The sequence below is a fragment of the Pseudomonas mosselii genome (assembly GCF_003205295.1).
GTDB lineage: Bacteria > Pseudomonadota > Gammaproteobacteria > Pseudomonadales > Pseudomonadaceae > Aquipseudomonas > Aquipseudomonas mosselii_B.
The window spans coordinates 95,810-112,227 of record NZ_QJRP01000015.1 but is presented as its reverse complement, the minus strand read 5'-3'; the positions used below and the strand labels follow the sequence as shown (position 1 = coordinate 112,227).

Below are 16,418 nucleotides of genomic sequence, written 5' to 3'. Positions count from 1 at the left end.
CCTGCCGTGCATGATGCACCAAAGCCGCGAGGCACCCAAGCCCCGCCCGCAGGCCGCTTGCGGTGGGCGGGCCGGGCGCGCCAAGATAGTCCGACCCCATTGGAATGAATGTAAGCATGAAATTCTGCAGCGCGTGCGGCCAACCGGTCACCCAGCGGATCCCCGAAGGCGACAGCCGCCTGCGGTATGTCTGCGACCATTGCCAGACCATCCACTACCAGAACCCCAACATCGTCGCCGGGGTGCTGCCCACCTGGGGTTCCCAGGTGCTGCTGTGCCGGCGCGCCATCGAGCCGCGCCGGGGCTTCTGGACCCTGCCCGCCGGGTTCATGGAGAACGGCGAGACCCTGGACGCCGCCGCCCGTCGCGAAACCGTCGAGGAAGCCTGCGCCCGGGTCGCCGACATGAGCCTGTACCAACTGTTCGACCTGCCGCACATCAATCAGGTGCATGTGTTCTTTCGCGCCGAACTGGCCGACCTGGACTTCGCCGTGGGGGTCGAGAGCCTGGAGGTGCGCCTGTTCGAGGAACACGAGATCCCCTGGCGTGAGCTGGCTTTCCGCACCGTCACACGCACACTAGAATGCTATTATCGCGACCGCATCAGGCAGCACTACCCGATAGGCCATGAATACCTGCCGCCGATGAACGTTTCGTCGCCCACCACTTAAGTCTTCAGGGATACGGTTTCATGCGCTGGCTGCTTGCCCTCTTCTGCCTCAGTGTCGCCTCGGTGTCGCAAGCCGCCTTCACCGAGACCATCATCCGCAAGACGCCGTCGGCCGTGCCGTCGCCGGTCCAGCCCGCCGCTGGCAGCGCCCAGCAGGAGCGGCTGATCGACAAGGTGCTGGTGATCAAGTCCGAACGCCGCCTGCAATTGATCAGCCGCGGCGAGCCGCTCAAGACCTACCGCATTTCCCTGGGCAAGCAGCCCAAGGGCGCCAAGCAGCGCGAGGGCGACAAGAAGACCCCCGAAGGCCTGTACTGGCTGGACTGGCGCAAGGTCAGCGACCGCTACAACCTGGCCATGCACATCTCCTACCCGAACATCACCGATGCCGCCAAGGCACGCAACGAAGGCGTGGCTGCCGGCAGCATGATCATGATCCATGGCACGCCGATCAACGAGGAATACCCCGAATGGTACTTCCACACCCTCGACTGGACCGAGGGCTGTATCGCCATGCGCAACGACGATATGCGCGAGGTGTGGAGCATGGTCAAGGACGGCACGTTGATCGAAATCCGGCCCTGATCCTTTCGACAGTATCTGATTACGACGAAGGCCTGTCTTGCTCACGCAGGGCAGGCCTTTCTCTTTCGACTTCAAACTCCGTTTCCGTGTTTCGCCGCTCACTTTTCCTACATGTTAAGTGGCATTCCTTCCTACAAAGCGATGGCATTGAGCCACATAAATGCCACTACTAGTCTTCTTAAAATTCCCGCAAATGATTGCTCGATTTCGTACATCACTTGCGAGGTTCTCATGCAAATACCTGCCCCCAAGACCAGTCCCGACACTTTACGCTGGGCTGTCTTTCTCGCCCTGCTGGGCAGCACCCAGGTCCAGGCGCAAGGCGCCCTGACCCCGGCGCCGGGCCCTGGCGGTACCCCGATCATCGACAATGGCCACGGCGTTCCGGTGATCGATATCGTTGCCCCCAATGCCAGCGGCCTGTCGCACAACCAGTTCCTCGACTACAACGTGGGCAAGCAAGGCCTGGTGCTGAACAACGCCCTGCAAGCCGGGCAATCGCAACTGGCTGGCCATCTGGGCGCCAATCCGCAATTCCAAGGCCAGGCCGCCTCGACCATCCTCAACGAGGTCATCAGCCAGAACGCCTCGAGAATCGAAGGCGCGCAGGAAATCTTCGGGCAGAAAGCCGATTACCTGCTCGCCAATCCCAACGGCATCACGGTCAACGGCGGCAGCTTCATCAATACGACCCGCGCCGGCTTCGTGGTGGGTAATGCGCACGTCCAGGATGGGCTGGTCAAACATCTCGACAGCCGTGATGCCAGCGGCGCCCTTAATGTGCTGGGGCGTGGCCTGAGCAATAGCGAAGGCGCCTTGGAGCTTATCGCCCCACGTATCGATGCCAAAGGTTTGCTGCTGGCCAAGGACAACCTGAACCTCACCGTCGGACGTAATACCGTCGATGCCGAAAGCCGCACAGTGCTGCAGCATCTGCCTGGCGTATCCGGATCCATTGACGCCAGCCTGCTCGGCTCGATGCGCGCCGGTCAGATCCGCATCGTGAGCACTGCCGAGGGCGCGGGTGTGCAGATTGGTGGCATGAACCTCCACGCGGAACGTGGTGACCTGAGCATCCAGTCGGCCGGTAACTTGGCGGTACAAGGCGACGAACTAATTCAGGCCAACCTCACCAGCAGCAACGGCAAGCTGGCGCTGAGCGCTGCGCACGACTTGCAGTTCAATGCGGCCAATGGCAAGGGCCGGCAAATCGAGCTCAACGCTGGCAAGAACCTCACCCTCGATACCGTCACCCGTGAAACCTTGCAGAGCGATCCCGTCGATTGGGCGAAGCAGAGCTGGTTCGTCACCACCGAAAGCCGCAAGGGCATTACCGAGACCACCGATCGCAAGATGGTGAGCAGTCGCCTTGTGGCGCAGGACAATCTGGACCTGCTGGCAGGTAATGACCTGACGCTGACCGCCGCACAGCTTGAAGCAGGTAACACCCTGAACCTACGCAGTGGCGACAAGATGACGATCGGCGCCGGCCTGGAAACCCGCGATACCAAGGAGCAGCACAGCCACAGCATTTACCTGGACCGCACAGACACTGACGGCACCTCGCACACAGAACAGGTCAAAGCCAGCACGCTCAAGGGTAACAAACTGGTTGCGCATGCCGGCAGTGACATGCAGATCAGTGGCTCCCACCTCAATGCCAAGCACCACCTCCAGCTGGACGCCAAGGGCAACTTGACCATTGAAAGCGCCGAGGAAAACGACCATAGCCATCGCATCACCGGCGTTCGCGACTTCGTTGCCAGCGCTGGGGAAACTGCAACGGATTCAAACCAGTATTCCGCGAAAATCGGTTACGAGCATTTGCACAAGGATGAAAAGACAGCATCGACTCGCCAGGTGGCGAGCGCGATCAGTGCTGGTACCGTTTCCTTGGCCAGTGCTCGCAAGCTGACGATCAAGGGCTCCGACGTTCAGGCGAATGCCGGCAATCTCACCGCCAACGCCAACGACATCGAACTTGCAGCGGCCTACGATAACGAGAGCAGGCACACCCTGGACACTACCCGCGGCGCGGCGTTGAGCGCCACCATCGGGACCGAGCGTATCGGCGTGAGCATCGACGGCTATCATGGCCCGACCGTCAAGCTCCAAAGCCAGTCCACAGCTCAACGCAGCGTGCTGAAGTCCAGCGGTGACATGAAGATCGATGCCGCAAGGTTGGTTACCTCAGCCGCCCAGGTACAGGCGCAAGGATCGCTGGAAATAAATGCTGACACGATCGACAACCGTGCGGCAGCCGACACAACGGTACGCGAGACCCTCCTGAGCAAGTGGGATGGAGGCCTGGGTGCCAGTGTCGACTATGCATACGTCACAGATCGCGCCAAATACGCCTTCGACCATTTGCGCCAGTTGGCTACAGGGCAGAAAGCCGAATCCACGCTCAACGATTCGCAAAAGCCTAACCTGGAGGCGAAGCTGGCCCTGGAGCACCAGTCGCTCAAGCAGCGGGATACCACCAGCACCGCGCAAGTCAGCTCATTCGACGCAAGCCGTGTCATCGTCCAGGCCTATGACAGCATCAAGGATGAGGGCACCGAATACAATGCCAAGGCGGGTGTCCTTCAGATCGAGGCTGGCGAGCACCAGATGCTGGCTGCCAGTGATCGGACCACCAGCGAGACAAGCCAGGTCAATGCAGGCGGTAGCCTGCGCCTGGATAGCAAAACCTTGTCGGATATCAACGGCAAGCTTGAAGGCCATGGTGGCTCCGAGGCGAACCTGAAGGAAACCACGGTAGCCCGCGTCGGCAGCCTGCAGGGCAAGCACGGTGTTCAGGTTGCGCTCACGGGTAACGGTCATTACGAGGGCACCCGCATCGACGGCGGCGAGGGTGCGGTCCGCCTGGATAGCCAAGGTGACCTGACCCTAGCGGCTGCTCATGACCGCACCGTGGAGAAAACCACGACACTGGACGCAGGCCTGGCGCTGAAAGCGGGTGTCAATCTGATCGGAGCCAATGGAGGGGCGCAGGGGACTCTCAAACGCCACACGCACGAAACTCAGAACAGCAAGGCGCGAGTAGCGCAAATCGACAGCAAGCGTGAGGTTGGGCTTTCCAGCCATGGCGACCTGCGTCTGGAGGGAACACGCATCGGTAGCGGCACCGCGGCCACCGGCGATATCACGCTGCACAGCGAGGGCCTGCTGACCGTGGCCGCAGCCGGCGATACCGAAACCAAGGTGGGCGGTACCTGGGGTGGCAAACTGGATGGCTCGGGGAGCGCTGCGGGTGGCGGCCTGGGCGCTGAAGGCACCTTTGGCCGGACCAGCCAGGAAAAGCGTACGGCCGTCGGCGCGACGTTCGACAGCAACGGGGCGGTGCAGCTCACAAGCCTGGCCAGCAATGATGTTGCCCTCAACGTGCAAGGGTTGCAGGCCAGTGCTCGGAAGATCGGCCTGGAGGCCCGCAATGGTGGCGTGTTGATCGAAGCCGCGGACAACACCGAACAACGCGACAACCTCGAGGTCACCCTCGGCGCCGGAGCCAAGCTTTCAGCAATAGGACTGGGGAGCGCGAACGCCCTGGTCAAGCTTGACCTGGACACGCGCAACAACACGACCTGGAGCGACAGCCGTCTGCGCGCCGACATGGTCGAGTTACAGAGCAAAGGCGATACCCGCATCCAAGGTGCCCAGGTCGAAGCCCATCATGTCGCAGGCGAAATCGGTGGCGATCTGCTGGTGGCGAGTCGCAAGAACCAGACTGACGCCAAGACCCTCAATGTCGATATCAAATTGAACCAGAAAGACGCCGCAGACGCTTCCGGTGATACCAAGCCATCACTGGCGGACGCCTTCGACAAAGGCGACATCGGCGAAATCGTCGGTGCGCTCTGGAGCACGGTCACCGACAAGGTCACACCGGCAATCAAGGGAGGCCTCTCCAGGAAGCTGGACGATACCGTCACACAACAGACCACCCTCTCCGGCACCCAGGGCATCGACCTGGACGTCGGGGGCACAACCCATCTGGTCGGCGCCAAAGTGCAGGCCAGCGATGGCAAGGTCGACGCCGGGAGCAGCATTACCCGACAGAACCTCAGCGGCCGCGACTATCAGAAGGATACGAAGGTCAACGTAGACCTCACGCCTGGGGGCCTGACAAAGAGTGCGGTCGACTTCTTCACCAGCCTGTTCCATGGCAAGGGTGAAGGCAACAGCAAGCCGTACGAAAGCAGTGGCCACGACACCACCACCGAGTACGTCTCGCAGATCGAGCAGGGCCGCAAGCACTGAGGCACGAACACCTCACAAGCAGCGGCCCACCAGCCGCTGCACTGCCCCATCCAACCCTGAATCGCCGACCTGGCGAGGACCGGTATCGGACCCAGACCCATGAACATCCGTACTTTCAGCCGCGTCTCATACCGAGCCACGAGCATCCTGCTCGCCAGCATCTTCCTGGCCTGCCCATCGGCGGTAGTAGCGGCTCCACGCTGGATCGATCCGGCCAGCCAGGACCTACGCGACCAACAGCAGTCACTGCGAAAACTGGAACAGGACCGACGACTCGAACGCTGGGAACATTCACGGCCCACCGACAGAGCAGACCGAAGCGAAACACCGTCCACCGAACAGGGTCAACGCTGCTGGGCAGTGAGTGGCGTGCGACTGGCGGGCAACCGAACACTTCGGTCCCAGCACCTTGAACCCACCGTACGCGCCTTGTCGTCCTCATGCATGGGCTTCGCAGAAATCGACCGATTGCTCAAGGCAATCACCCTGCAGTACGTGGAGGCCGGCTATCCCACCAGTCGCCCCTACGTTGCACGCGCCCCTGAACATGGCGCCCCACTGGATATCGTGATTGTCGAGGGTTTCATAGAATCGATCGAATTCACCGACCAAGGCCTGCCCCTGTCACTGCGCAACGCGTTTCCAGGCACACTCGGCCGCCCCCTGCATTTGCCGGACCTCGAGCAAGGCCTCGACCAACTCAATCGTCTGCGCGCCTACGACCTGGAAATGGCCCTGCTGCCCGGGGAGTTGCAAGGGGGCACCCGTGTCGTGATCGAACCTCGGCGGGTCTCCTCACGCCTGCACCTGGACGCCAGCATCGACAACCGTGGCGGTGAAACGACCGGCCGCCATCGCCTGAACCTGGGCCTGGGCCTGGACAGCCCGCTGGGTTTGAACGACGACCTGCGCCTGTCGTTCAACCGGACCGTTTTCGAAGCACCGGGACAAACCGAAGGCTTGAGCCTCTATTACAGCCTGCCTCATGGTCCCTGGACCTTCAGCCTCAACGCCAGCCAGATGCGCTACGGTGCCCCGGTGCCCAGGACCCGCTACCGCAGCAATGGCGAAAACGAGTTTTTCGGCCTTGGCGCAGAGCGCGTGCTCTGGCGCAATCGCCAAGGCATGCTCAGCGCCAGCACCCGGGTAGACCGCAAATCATTGACCAACCGCTTCGGCCCGAGGGTGCTGGCCCTGCAGAGCCCGACCCTGACCAGCGTCGATGCCGGCCTCAATCTGCTGTGGCTAGAGAACGGGCTATGGAACCTCTACCTGGGCGTGAGCAAGGGCGTGGACTGGTTCGGCGCCGACCAGCCTCACCACAACAAGCGTGCGCCCCGTCCGGACTTCACAAAATACCGCGCCAACCTGCTGCACCTGCATCAAGGCCCTGCCGAGCGCCCGTGGCGTTGGCAGAGTGAACTGGCCCTGCAGTACAGCACCGATGTACTGCCCGCGATCGAACAGCAACAGCTCAGCGATCACTCGGCCGTGCGTGGTTTTCGTCAGCACAACGTGGCAGGCGCCAGTGCCGCCGTCTGGCGCAACACCCTCAGCCAGCCGCTGCCCTCGGGTTGGACCTGGCCTGTGCAAGCACGCCCATCGATAGGCCTTGACCACGGCTGGGCCCGCTACATGCGCGTGAGTCCCTCCCAGCGCCTTACCGGAGCCTCGGTGGGTATTGAACTGAGCGTCCCACGCAGCAGCCTGCGCCTGGACTACCAGCGTGCGCTGCATGCCAGCGATCGACGGCGCAAGGCTTTGGAACAGGGTTTCTGGGTAGCCCAGTGGTCCCTGAGCATTTGAGCTACCAGCTCAGCCGGCGCTGCCCAACGCTGTCTTCCGGCCCCAGCCATTGCAGGCCGCGCAGTACCGGTGTCAGGCCGGCATCGGCCGACATTGCGAAGTCGAGCTGCGCCCGTCGCGCCACCAGGTCGGCCTCCAGGCCGAGCTGGTGCTGGCCTTGGCGAATCAGCCCCGCGACCAGCCGCCAGCCCTGGCGGCAGTCCATTTCCAGCGTCCCCTGCCCCAATCCCAGGGACCACGGGGCGCTCAAGGCCAAGTCGGCCACCGTGATCCGCCCTTCGGCGGCCAGGCAACGCTGCCCCGAGCCTTGCAAGCTGATGCCTCCTTGCCACTGCCCGGTCAGGCGGTATCGCTGGGCAACGCCGGGCTGCGGGCCCACTGCCTGCAGAGCGACCTGCCAGCGCCAAGGCCAGCCGCTGAGGCGCCCTTGCCAGCCCTGGCCTTGAAAGCCCAACCGCACCTGCAGGTCGCGCTGCCACGGTCGCCACGTCCATTGCACCGGTCCCGCAGCACCCAGCCGCTCGGCCTGCCCTTGCCACAAACTGCCGCTTACGCCCTCGGCCGGTAGCCCGAACCCCGCGACCAGCCAACGCGCCGGCAGCTCGGCCAACAGTGTCAGGCAGAACACCAGCGCCACCCACAGCCCAGCCCGCCACGTCATGGCCGCAACCGCACGGTAAAGCGCAGCCCCTCGGTGTCCCGCTCCAATCCCCACTGCAACGGCTGCGCGCCATCATCGCGCAGGGCCTGCAACCAGCCTTGCAGCGCCTGGGCATCGGCCACCTTGCCACGCGCCAGCCAACCTTCGTCCTCGGGCTGCACTTCGGCCAGTTCGATGTGTCGTGCCTGGGCCGACTGGTGCAGCCCTTCCAGGGTCAATGCCGGTTGCTGCGATTGCGCCGCCAGCGATTCGGCCAGTGCCCGCCACTGCGCCTGTTCGCGCCAATAGGCGATACCCTCGCGCAGTGCCAGCAGCATGACCAACAGCACGACGACGCCCCAGGCCAGCGATAACCGATGCTGCTGCAACCATTCGCGGCTCATGCTGCGCTCCCCAGGTCGAACACCACACGGCGCGCTTCGTCTTCCACCTGTACCGGCACACCGATCGCCGTGGCCATGTCCTGCCACGGTGCGACGGCGCCCTCACCTTCCAGCTCCAGGAGCCAACGCTGGCCGTCGAACCGTACCGCCCGCACTTGCCAGCCCGGATGATCGTTCAACCAGGCATGGACCTGCGTCTGCAACGCGTCGAGCAGACGCAGGCGCACCTGGCTTTCACGGGCATCGTCCTGCAGGCGCTTGAGCGCCAGCGCCGCCTGGCGCGGCGTCGCCTGGGCGCCGGTCACCACCAGCACCTGGGCTCGATAAACCTGGGTCTGCCGCCACTGGAGCGCGCACCACAGCCCGCCCCATGTCAGGGCCAACGCCAGGCAGGCGACGGCCAGGCGTGAGTGCCCTCGCTGCAACCGTGGGCGTGAGCGAGTGCGTCGTGCCTCGAACACACCGGGCAGGCCATCGAGCGGCGCCAGTACCTCTGGCCATGGGCCCTCGATGCATTCGGCGCCCTCGGCCGGCCAGCCAAGCACCGGTGGTTGGCCAAACACCTGCGGCCAGGCCAGCCAATGCGCCAGGCCCTTGTACAGACTCATCGCCCCTCGCCGCCAATGCCAACCCGCTGCGCCCACGCTGTCGGGCAACAACTGGAATTCAGCCCAGCAACGCTCAACCGGCAGCGCCCATGCATCACACTGCGCACGCCATTCGCTCAACCGCGCCCGCGCCACCACCAGCAGTTGCAAATGTCCCGCATGACGCCCGATACAGGTACACAGCACCTCATCGGCGCCTTGCAGCAAGCGGTCCTCGACCAGCAACGGCCATTCCTCGCGCTTGAGCCCGGGCGGAGCGGCCAGCTGGAAATGGCTGCAATGCTCGCCGGGGACAATCAGGGCGACGCGGGCCTCGAGCCCTGACGGTGGTTCACCCTGCCCCTGGCGCACGGGACTGCCCTGGATCACCAGCAGCCACTCCCACACCTCGCCTGGGCGCAGCAGCAGCCAGGGTTGTGCCGGTACCCGGCGACGCCAATCAAGGTTCATGAGCGCCCCCAGGGCAGAACGAAGGTGCAGGTAAACGGTGCTCCATCACGCACTAGCTCCACGCGTACACCCCGCCCGGGGTGCGCCGGTTGTTCGGAAGGCCAGGCCAGCCAGCGGCCAGACTGGTGGTAGAGGATATTCATCGCGCTGACCCGCTCCAGTCGTTCGCGCATCACCCACTGTGGGGTCGAGGCGGCGTAGAGGTCGGCCGAGGTTTCCAGCAGCAGGCGTTGTTCGCGAGGCTCGAAACGCAAACGCTGGCGCTGCAGGCGCGAGCCGCCCTCGGCCTGGGGCCAGGCTGCGGCGGCCACCCACAGCAACTGCTGGCGGTCGGGTTGCCAGTCGAGCCAGCGTGGTGCCAGCGGCAGGCGCTGTTCATACAGGCGCCGCAGCACCGGGCTGTCTAAGCGCCGCTCCAGCGCCAGGCAGAAATCCAGCACGCCGGCTTCGCGCACCTGTTCGTCGAGCCGCTCGCGCACCTTCAGCCAACCGTTGACCAGCGCCGACAGCATCACCCCGAGCAAGGCGGTAAGGGCCAGGGCCACCAGCAGTTCGATCAGGGTCATGCCCGCCTGGCGCCGTTTCATGGTCGCTCCAGGAACACGGTGTACTGCCCCAGCGGCAGGCGCTGGTCGCGGTCGGCATGCAGCAGCAGTTCGCCACGACGCAGGTCGCGCACGCCGGTGCGACGCAGCTGCACCTGCCAATGGCAGGCCTGCCCGCCCTCCACCAGCACGCCGCTGTCCTGGTTGGCCGCCGGCCAGTACTGCTCGACCGCGAAACGCGCCTGCAGCTCGCGGGCGCACAGCAGGCCCAGGCGATGCTGCTGCACAGTGTCCTGCACGGCCAAGCGCTGGCGCAGGACCTGGCTGGTGATCACCGCCAGGACCGCGGCGATGCCCAGGGCCACGCTCACTTCGAGCAAGGTGAACCCTCGTTGTCTGCGTTTCATGGCATCACGCTCACGCGTAACTGGCCGCTGCGGTCCCAGTCCCAACGCCGGCCGCCCTCGGCCCAACGCCAGCGCACAGTGCCCGGGCGGGCCCAGCCATCGGGGGTGAACAGCAGCGCGGGCGTCTGGCTGGCCGGCCAGTCCGGGCGCAGGCCCTTGGGCCAATCGCCCAGTGCCACGGTTTCCACCTGCCATTGATCACCCTGGCGGCGCACGAATTCAGGTCGCTGGCCGTTCCAGCGGATCCCCCGCAGTTGCCCGGCATGGCGCGCCAGGTCGGCCTGGGCCACGGTGGCGGCGGCCAGGCGGTCGAGGGCCTGGTCGACGCTGCTCCTGCCGCTGTCGAGCCAGGCCACGGCCAGGCTGGTCATCAGCGAGGCGATGGCCATCACCACCAGCAGTTCGAGCAGGCTGAAGCCGCGTTGATGGCACAGGAAAGTCGGGGCTGCTTTGCAGCCCTTTCGCGACACAAGGCCGCTCCTACAGGCGACCGCGCTTCCCTGTGGGAGCGGCCTTGTGTCGCGAAAGGGGCGCGAAGCGGCCCCGACAATGCCAAGCCGGACACCCATTCCAGTCACCTCAAAGCGCCCAGTTGCCCAGGTCGGCATCCTGGCCTTCACCACCCGGCACGCCATCGGCGCCCAGCGAATAGACATCGACCCGGCCATGCTCACCGGGCATGCGGTACTGATACGGTGTGCCCCACGGATCTTCCGGCAATCGACGGATATACCCATCGCTGCGCCAGCTGCGCGGCAGCGGTTCCTGGGTCGGCTTCTTCGCCAGCGCCGCCAGGCCCTGCTCGTTGCTGGGGAAGCGCAGGTTGTCCAGGCGGTACATGTCCAGCGCCTGCTCCAGGGTCGCAAGGTCGGCCATGACCTTCTGCTTCATGGCCTTGTCCTGGTTGCCCAGCACGCTGGGCGCAACCACGGCGATCAGCAGGCCGATGATGAAGATCACCACCATGATTTCCATCAGCGTGAAGCCACGTTGGCGGTTGCGTCGTTGTTGCATGAGAAGTCTCCTTGTCACAGTTGCAATCCCTGGTTGAGCTGCATGATCGGCAGCAACACCGCCAGCACGATGAACAGCACCACCGCGCCCATCACCAGGATCATGAGTGGTTCGAACAGCGCCATGGCGGTGTCCACCTGGCGGGCGAAGCCGCGTTCCTGGTCATCGGCCACGCGCTCGAGCATGTCAGCCAGGGCGCCGCTGGCCTCGCCGCTGCCGACCATGTTCACCAGCAGCGGCGGAAACTGGCCGGCGCCGTCGAGCGCCCGGTGCAGGCTGGTGCCGCCCTGCACCTGCTGGCGCACCTGCGCCATGGCGGCATGGATACGCAGGTTGCCGACCGTCTCGGTGGCCACCTGCAGGGCTTCGAGCAGGGCCACGCCACTGCCGCAGAGAATCGCCAGGCTGCGCGCCAGGCGCGCGCTTTCCAGCACCTGCAGCACCGCCCCGACACGCGGCAGGCGCAGCAACAGGTCGTCGCGACGCAGGCGCCAGTGCGGCTTGCGCAGCAGCCAGCCGCCGGCAACGGCCAGCCCGATCGCCAGCGCCAGCAAGTACGGCCCGGCATGCACCAGCCCCTGGCTGATGCCGATCAGCAGCGAAGTAATCAGCGGCAGGCTCTGCCCGGAATGGGCGAACTGCTCGGTGAGCTTGGGCACCACGAAGGTCATCAGGCCAATCACCACCGCCAGCGACACGCCCATCAGCACCACCGGATAGATCAGCGCGGTGCGCGCCTTGTGGCGCTGGCGCTGGACTTGCTCCAGGTGATCGGCCAGGCGCGCCAGCACCTGGCCCAGGCGCCCGGAGCGCTCGCCGGCCTCGACCAGCGCGCAGTACAACCCGGTGAACGGCGCGCCTTGGCGTGCCAGGCTACGGGCCAGCCCCAGGCCTTCGGCGAGTGAACCCCGCAGGGTCACCAGCACCGCATGCAGGGCCGGCTGGCGCAGTTGCCGCTCCAGGGTGGCCAGGGCATCGACCAGTGGAATGCCGGCACCGACCAGGGTCGCCAGCTGCCGGGTCAGCTCGCACAGCTGGGCGCGGGTCAGGCGCTGGCGACGGGGCTGCGCGCTGTCGTGGCGCTGCAACTGCCGGGCGAACAAACCCTGCTCGCGCAGCAACTGGCGCGCATGCCGCTCGCTGTCAGCCTGCACGCTGGCCTTGTGCGCCTTGCCGTTCATGTCCACGGCCTGGTAGCGATAGGTCGGCATGCTCAGCCCTGCACCACGCGCAGCACTTCGGCCAGGCTGGTGTCGCCACGGGCCAGGCAGTCACGGGCCTCAGCCACCAGGCTCTGCCGACGGCCATCCAGGTAGGCCTGCATGGCCAGCTCGCTCTGGCCGTCGTAGAGCAAGGCGACCAGCCCGGCATCCAGTTCGATGAACTCATACAGCCCCAGCCGGCCGACATAGCCACTGCCCTGGCAGTGCTCGCAGCCCACCGGGTGATAGCTCTCGCGCAGGCTGCCCAGCTCCGGCCACAGTTCGCGCTCGGCGCCTTGCAGCGGCTGGACCACCGCGCAGGCACACAGCCGCCGCACCAGGCGCTGGGCCAGCACGCCGCGCAGGCACGAGGCGATCAGGAAGGGTTCGATGCCCATGTCGCGCAGGCGGGTCACCGCGCCCACGGCGCTGTTGGTGTGCAGGGTCGACAACACCAGGTGACCGGTGAGGCTGGCCTGCACGGCGATCTGCGCGGTTTCCTGGTCGCGGATCTCGCCGAGCATGATCACGTCCGGGTCCTGGCGCAGGATTGCGCGCAGGCCGCTGGCAAAAGTCAGCCCGGCGCGGGGGTTGATGGCGGTCTGGCCGATGCCGGCGATGGCGTACTCGACCGGATCCTCGACGGTGAGGATGTTGCGGCTGCCGTCGTTCAGACTGTTGAGGCTGGCGTACAGCGTGGTGGTCTTGCCCGAACCCGTGGGGCCGGTGGACAGCACGATGCCGTTGGGCCGCGCCAGGCAGCCGCGCAGGCCGCGCAGCACGGCGACGGGCATGCCCAGGTTGTCCAGCGCCAGCAGGCTGGCCTGCTTGTCGAGCACGCGCATCACCACTCGCTCGCCATGGATGCCGGGCAGGGTCGATACCCGCACATCCACCTCGCGCCCGGCGGCGCGCAGGGTGATGCGACCGTCCTGGGGCTGGCGCTTCTCGGCGATATCGAGCCTGGCCATGACCTTGATCCGCGACACCAGCATCGCCGACAGCGCCCGCGGCGGGCGCAGCACCTCGCGCAGGTGGCCGTCGACGCGCAGGCGCACCACCAGGCTCTGCTCGAAGGTCTCGATATGGATATCCGAGGCACGCAGGCGCAAGGCCTGGCCGAACAGGCCGTTGATCAAGCGGATCACCGGGGCTTCGTCGTCGCTTTCCAGCAGGTCCTCGATGCGCGGCATCTCGCTCATCAGGCTGTCCAGGTCGACCTGCTCGCCTATGCCTTCGATCAGCGCCTCGGTCGCCGCCTCGCCGGCCTGGTAGAGCTGGCCGAGGCGCTCGTCGAAGTTCGCGCTGTCGAGCTGCTCGACGCCCATCGGCTGGCCATGCACGCGCAACAGCTCCTGCAACTGGTCGCTGTCGGCGTCGCTGCGCAGCCACAACTGCCAGCCGCCTTCGGTCGGCGCCATGGCCATGCCGCTCTGGCGCGCCAGGCGATAGGGCAGCATCACCAGTCACCGCCTTCGAGGCGCGCCCGGCTGGAAGGGAACACTTGCAACAACGGCAGACCCTCGGCCAGCGACGGCAGCTTGAGCGGCGTGTTCTGTTGCAGGCTCTGGTACTTCTGCTGGCTCAGGCCAGCCAGGCTCTCACCGTCACGCAGGATGCGCGGGCGAATGAACACCATCAGGTTCTGCTTGGTGTTCTTGCTGGCGTCGGAGCGGAACAGCCGGCCCAGGTAGGGAATGTCGCCGAGCAACGGCACCCGCTGGTTGCTGGTGGAGAGCTCGTCGCTGATCAGCCCGCCGAGGATCACCAGGCCGTTGTCCTCGACCATCACCTTGGTCTTGATCTCGCGCTTGTTGGTGATCACGTCGCTGGCGGCGCTGGAATCGGCGATCGACGACACCTCCTGGACGATGTCCAGGCGCACGCTGTTGTCGATATTGACCTGCGGCTTGATGCGCAGCTTCACCCCCACCTCCTTGCGCTCGATGGTCTGGTAGGGGTTGGCGTTGTTCTGGGTGACGGAGCCGGTGACGAACGGCACCTCCTGGCCGACCAGGATCGACGCCTCGGCGTTGTCCAGGGTCAGCAGGGTCGGCGTGGACAACAGGTTGAAGCCGCTCTTGCCCTTGAGCGCGTTGACCAGCATGGCGAAGTTGAAGCCACCGCCGATATGGCCGATGCCGGCGGTGGCGCCGGTGGTGGCCGACAGCAGCTTGCCGAGCTTTTCGTTGTCGCCGCTGCTGGCGGCACCGGCGATGCTGGCGATGTTCACCCCGTTGCCGCCGAAGTTGACGATGCCGGCGCCGAACTTCTCGTCGGCGAACAGCCACTGCACGCCCAGCTCCTGGGCGCTGCTGTCGGACACCTCGGCGATGATCGCCTCGACCACCACCTGCGCCCGGCGGATGTCCAGTTGCTCGACGATGCTGCGGAAGGCGGCCAGCTCGCTGTCCGGGCCGACCATCACCACGGCGTTGGTACCCTCCTCGTATTCCAGGCGAATCCCAGAATCGCTGGCCGTCGGCACCGGCGCCGCGTCCTTGCCCTCGCCTTCGGTGGCCGGCACCGCGCCGGCCTGGCTCAGGCCTCGCAACACCTTGACCACCTCGGCGGCATTGGCGTGGCGCAGGTACATGACCTGGGTATTGCTGCTGCGCAGGTTGTCGCCGGGCCGGTCGAGCTGGGCCAGCAAGGCCCGCACCCGCTCGCGGCTGTCGGCGCTGCCGCGCACCAGCAAGGCGTTGCTGCGCGGGTCGGCGACCACCTGGGCGGCATCGCTGCCCTGCTCGCGGGCCAGCAGGCGGGTCACCAGGCCCGCGGTGTCGGCGGCGCTGGCATGCTTGAGCGGGATGACCTGCAACGGCTCGTCGCTGACCTGGTCGAGCTGGCGCAGCAGGCTGTCGATACGCTCCAGGTTGCTGCGCCAGTCGGTGACCACCAGCAGGTTGGCGGCCGGGTACGGCGTGATCACGCCCACCCGAGGGTCGATCAGCGGCTTGAGGATACCGAGCATCTGCTCGCTGGCGGCGTTGCGTACGTTGAACACGCGGGTGGCCACACCATCGCTGCCCTCGGACTTCTTGCCGGCGCTTTCCACCGGCACCGGCTCCAGGCGCGCGGCCTGGTCGGGGACGATCTTCACGCTGCCGTTGGGCAGGTCCACGGCGGCGAAGCCCTGGGCCCGCAACTGGGCCAGGAAGATGTCGTAGATGGCGTCGGCGTCATGCCGATCGACCGTACGCACGGTGACCTTGCCCTGCACCCGTGGGTCGACGATGAAGGTGGTGCCGGTAATGCGCGACACGCTGTTGATGAACTCACCCAGCTCGGTGTCGACGAAATTGACCTCGTACAACGGCGTGCCGTCGTCGGCGAACACCTCCGGCTCTTCGGCCCGGGCCAGGGACATGCCGAGCATCAGCAGCCCGGCCAGACAGTACCTTGCGATCATCATTCATCCTTGGCGCTTGAAGCCGGTCACGGCGGGGCGTGGCGGCCAGGGCAGGCGCTCGCGCCGCCCGTTGTTGTCGAAGATCAGGCCATCGGCGTCGATGTCCTGCAGCACGATGCCCGGCGCCAGGCGCTGGCCGCGGCCGAGGGTGTGCACCTGCTGGCCATGGCGCAGCACCACCACGCTGGCCGACAACGGCTTGGCCTTGAGCCCGCCCAGGTAGGCCAGGGGCAGGCGGGTGATAGGGATACTTCCGTCATCGACGGGGGCTTGCCAGTGCTCCACCAGCAGGCCCGGCAGCGCGACGTCCGCCTGAGCCGGTGGGCTGGCCGGCAGCGGCTGGCGGCTGAGCAGCAGCACACATTGCGCCGCCAGCCAGCCGGCCAGGCTCAGCAAGGCGAAGCTGACCATG

15 protein-coding genes are annotated in these 16,418 nt (G+C 65.8%); 4 read left to right on the top strand and 11 right to left on the bottom strand.

What is annotated here, in order from left to right; genetic code table 11:
- The first annotated feature begins 116 nt into the window (after positions 1 to 116).
- From DMX06_RS15890 to DMX06_RS15875, 4 genes are all read left to right on the top strand, one after another.
- A complete protein-coding gene (locus tag DMX06_RS15890) occupies positions 117 to 671 on the top strand; it encodes an NUDIX hydrolase (protein WP_110738359.1) in 555 nt (184 codons plus the stop codon).
- 20 nt (positions 672 to 691) lie between these two features.
- A complete protein-coding gene (locus DMX06_RS15885) occupies positions 692 to 1,255 on the top strand; it encodes a L,D-transpeptidase family protein (protein ID WP_110738358.1) in 564 nt (187 codons plus the stop codon).
- A 231-nt stretch (positions 1,256 to 1,486) separates the two neighbouring features.
- Positions 1,487 to 5,518, top strand: coding sequence for a hemagglutinin repeat-containing protein (locus DMX06_RS15880; protein ID WP_181427841.1), 4,032 nt, complete (start codon positions 1,487 to 1,489; stop codon positions 5,516 to 5,518).
- Positions 5,519 to 5,617: 99 nt separating this feature from the next.
- Entirely contained in the window at positions 5,618 to 7,324 is a 1,707-nt protein-coding gene (locus DMX06_RS15875; protein ID WP_110738356.1) for a ShlB/FhaC/HecB family hemolysin secretion/activation protein, read from the top strand.
- A gap of 1 nt (position 7,325) precedes the next feature.
- Here the strand turns inward: DMX06_RS15875 and DMX06_RS15870 are convergent, their stop codons facing one another.
- The 11 genes from DMX06_RS15870 to DMX06_RS15820 all read right to left on the bottom strand — a co-directional run bounded on the left by DMX06_RS15870 (position 7,326) and on the right by DMX06_RS15820 (position 16,417).
- Positions 7,326 to 7,985 (bottom strand): general secretion pathway protein GspN, encoded by a 660-nt coding sequence (locus DMX06_RS15870; RefSeq protein WP_110738355.1) that lies wholly within the window; start codon positions 7,983 to 7,985, stop codon positions 7,326 to 7,328.
- On the bottom strand, positions 7,982 to 8,368 hold the full coding sequence (gene gspM, locus DMX06_RS15865; protein WP_110738354.1) for a type II secretion system protein GspM: 387 nt from the start codon (positions 8,366 to 8,368) through the stop codon (positions 7,982 to 7,984). Before gspM ends, DMX06_RS15870 begins: the two co-directional genes overlap by 4 nt.
- Complete coding sequence (locus DMX06_RS15860; protein WP_110738353.1) at positions 8,365 to 9,426, bottom strand: GspL/Epsl periplasmic domain-containing protein; 1,062 nt, start codon at positions 9,424 to 9,426, stop codon at positions 8,365 to 8,367. Before DMX06_RS15860 ends, gspM begins: the two co-directional genes overlap by 4 nt.
- Positions 9,423 to 10,013 carry a prepilin-type N-terminal cleavage/methylation domain-containing protein gene (locus DMX06_RS15855; protein WP_110738352.1) on the bottom strand — a complete coding sequence of 197 codons (591 nt, stop codon included), beginning with the start codon at positions 10,011 to 10,013 and terminating at the stop codon, positions 9,423 to 9,425. The genes DMX06_RS15860 and DMX06_RS15855 overlap by 4 nt, the downstream gene beginning before the upstream one ends.
- On the bottom strand, positions 10,010 to 10,378 hold the full coding sequence (locus DMX06_RS15850; protein WP_110738351.1) for a type II secretion system protein: 369 nt from the start codon (positions 10,376 to 10,378) through the stop codon (positions 10,010 to 10,012). Before DMX06_RS15850 ends, DMX06_RS15855 begins: the two co-directional genes overlap by 4 nt.
- Positions 10,375 to 10,812: a type II secretion system minor pseudopilin GspH gene (gene gspH / locus DMX06_RS15845; RefSeq protein WP_110738380.1), complete on the bottom strand. Its 438-nt coding sequence runs from the start codon at positions 10,810 to 10,812 to the stop codon at positions 10,375 to 10,377. Before gspH ends, DMX06_RS15850 begins: the two co-directional genes overlap by 4 nt.
- A gap of 145 nt (positions 10,813 to 10,957) precedes the next feature.
- Positions 10,958 to 11,392 (bottom strand): type II secretion system major pseudopilin GspG, encoded by a 435-nt coding sequence (gene gspG, locus DMX06_RS15840; RefSeq protein WP_110738350.1) that lies wholly within the window; start codon positions 11,390 to 11,392, stop codon positions 10,958 to 10,960.
- A gap of 14 nt (positions 11,393 to 11,406) precedes the next feature.
- Positions 11,407 to 12,603, bottom strand: a complete 1,197-nt coding sequence (gene gspF, locus DMX06_RS15835; protein WP_110738349.1) for a type II secretion system inner membrane protein GspF — start codon at positions 12,601 to 12,603, stop codon at positions 11,407 to 11,409.
- Positions 12,604 to 12,605: 2 nt separating this feature from the next.
- Entirely contained in the window at positions 12,606 to 14,054 is a 1,449-nt protein-coding gene (locus DMX06_RS15830) for a GspE/PulE family protein (protein ID WP_110738348.1), read from the bottom strand.
- Complete coding sequence (gspD, locus tag DMX06_RS15825; protein WP_110738379.1) at positions 14,054 to 16,006, bottom strand: type II secretion system secretin GspD; 1,953 nt, start codon at positions 16,004 to 16,006, stop codon at positions 14,054 to 14,056. The genes DMX06_RS15830 and gspD overlap by 1 nt, the downstream gene beginning before the upstream one ends.
- A 3-nt stretch (positions 16,007 to 16,009) precedes the next feature.
- Positions 16,010 to 16,417, bottom strand: coding sequence for a pilus assembly protein PilZ (locus DMX06_RS15820; RefSeq protein ID WP_110738378.1), 408 nt, complete (start codon positions 16,415 to 16,417; stop codon positions 16,010 to 16,012).
- Between the last annotated feature and the right edge of the window lies 1 nt (position 16,418).

What these genes read in the sequence shown, in the direction of transcription:
- DMX06_RS15830 (WP_110738348.1), bottom strand. Translation starts at nt 14,054, where the DNA reads ATGCTGCCCTATCGCCTGGCGCGCCAGAGCGGCATGGCCATGGCGCCG.
- DMX06_RS15885 (WP_110738358.1), top strand. Translation starts at nt 692, where the DNA reads ATGCGCTGGCTGCTTGCCCTCTTCTGCCTCAGTGTCGCCTCGGTGTCG.
- DMX06_RS15855 (WP_110738352.1), bottom strand. Translation starts at nt 10,013, where the DNA reads ATGAAACGGCGCCAGGCGGGCATGACCCTGATCGAACTGCTGGTGGCC.
- DMX06_RS15870 (WP_110738355.1), bottom strand. Translation starts at nt 7,985, where the DNA reads ATGACGTGGCGGGCTGGGCTGTGGGTGGCGCTGGTGTTCTGCCTGACA.
- DMX06_RS15880 (WP_181427841.1), top strand. Translation starts at nt 1,487, where the DNA reads ATGCAAATACCTGCCCCCAAGACCAGTCCCGACACTTTACGCTGGGCT.
- gspM (WP_110738354.1), bottom strand. Translation starts at nt 8,368, where the DNA reads ATGAGCCGCGAATGGTTGCAGCAGCATCGGTTATCGCTGGCCTGGGGC.
- DMX06_RS15860 (WP_110738353.1), bottom strand. Translation starts at nt 9,426, where the DNA reads ATGAACCTTGATTGGCGTCGCCGGGTACCGGCACAACCCTGGCTGCTG.
- DMX06_RS15890 (WP_110738359.1), top strand. Translation starts at nt 117, where the DNA reads ATGAAATTCTGCAGCGCGTGCGGCCAACCGGTCACCCAGCGGATCCCC.
- gspD (WP_110738379.1), bottom strand. Translation starts at nt 16,006, where the DNA reads ATGATCGCAAGGTACTGTCTGGCCGGGCTGCTGATGCTCGGCATGTCC.
- gspF (WP_110738349.1), bottom strand. Translation starts at nt 12,603, where the DNA reads ATGCCGACCTATCGCTACCAGGCCGTGGACATGAACGGCAAGGCGCAC.
- DMX06_RS15820 (WP_110738378.1), bottom strand. Translation starts at nt 16,417, where the DNA reads ATGGTCAGCTTCGCCTTGCTGAGCCTGGCCGGCTGGCTGGCGGCGCAA.
- DMX06_RS15875 (WP_110738356.1), top strand. Translation starts at nt 5,618, where the DNA reads ATGAACATCCGTACTTTCAGCCGCGTCTCATACCGAGCCACGAGCATC.
- DMX06_RS15850 (WP_110738351.1), bottom strand. Translation starts at nt 10,378, where the DNA reads ATGAAACGCAGACAACGAGGGTTCACCTTGCTCGAAGTGAGCGTGGCC.
- gspG (WP_110738350.1), bottom strand. Translation starts at nt 11,392, where the DNA reads ATGCAACAACGACGCAACCGCCAACGTGGCTTCACGCTGATGGAAATC.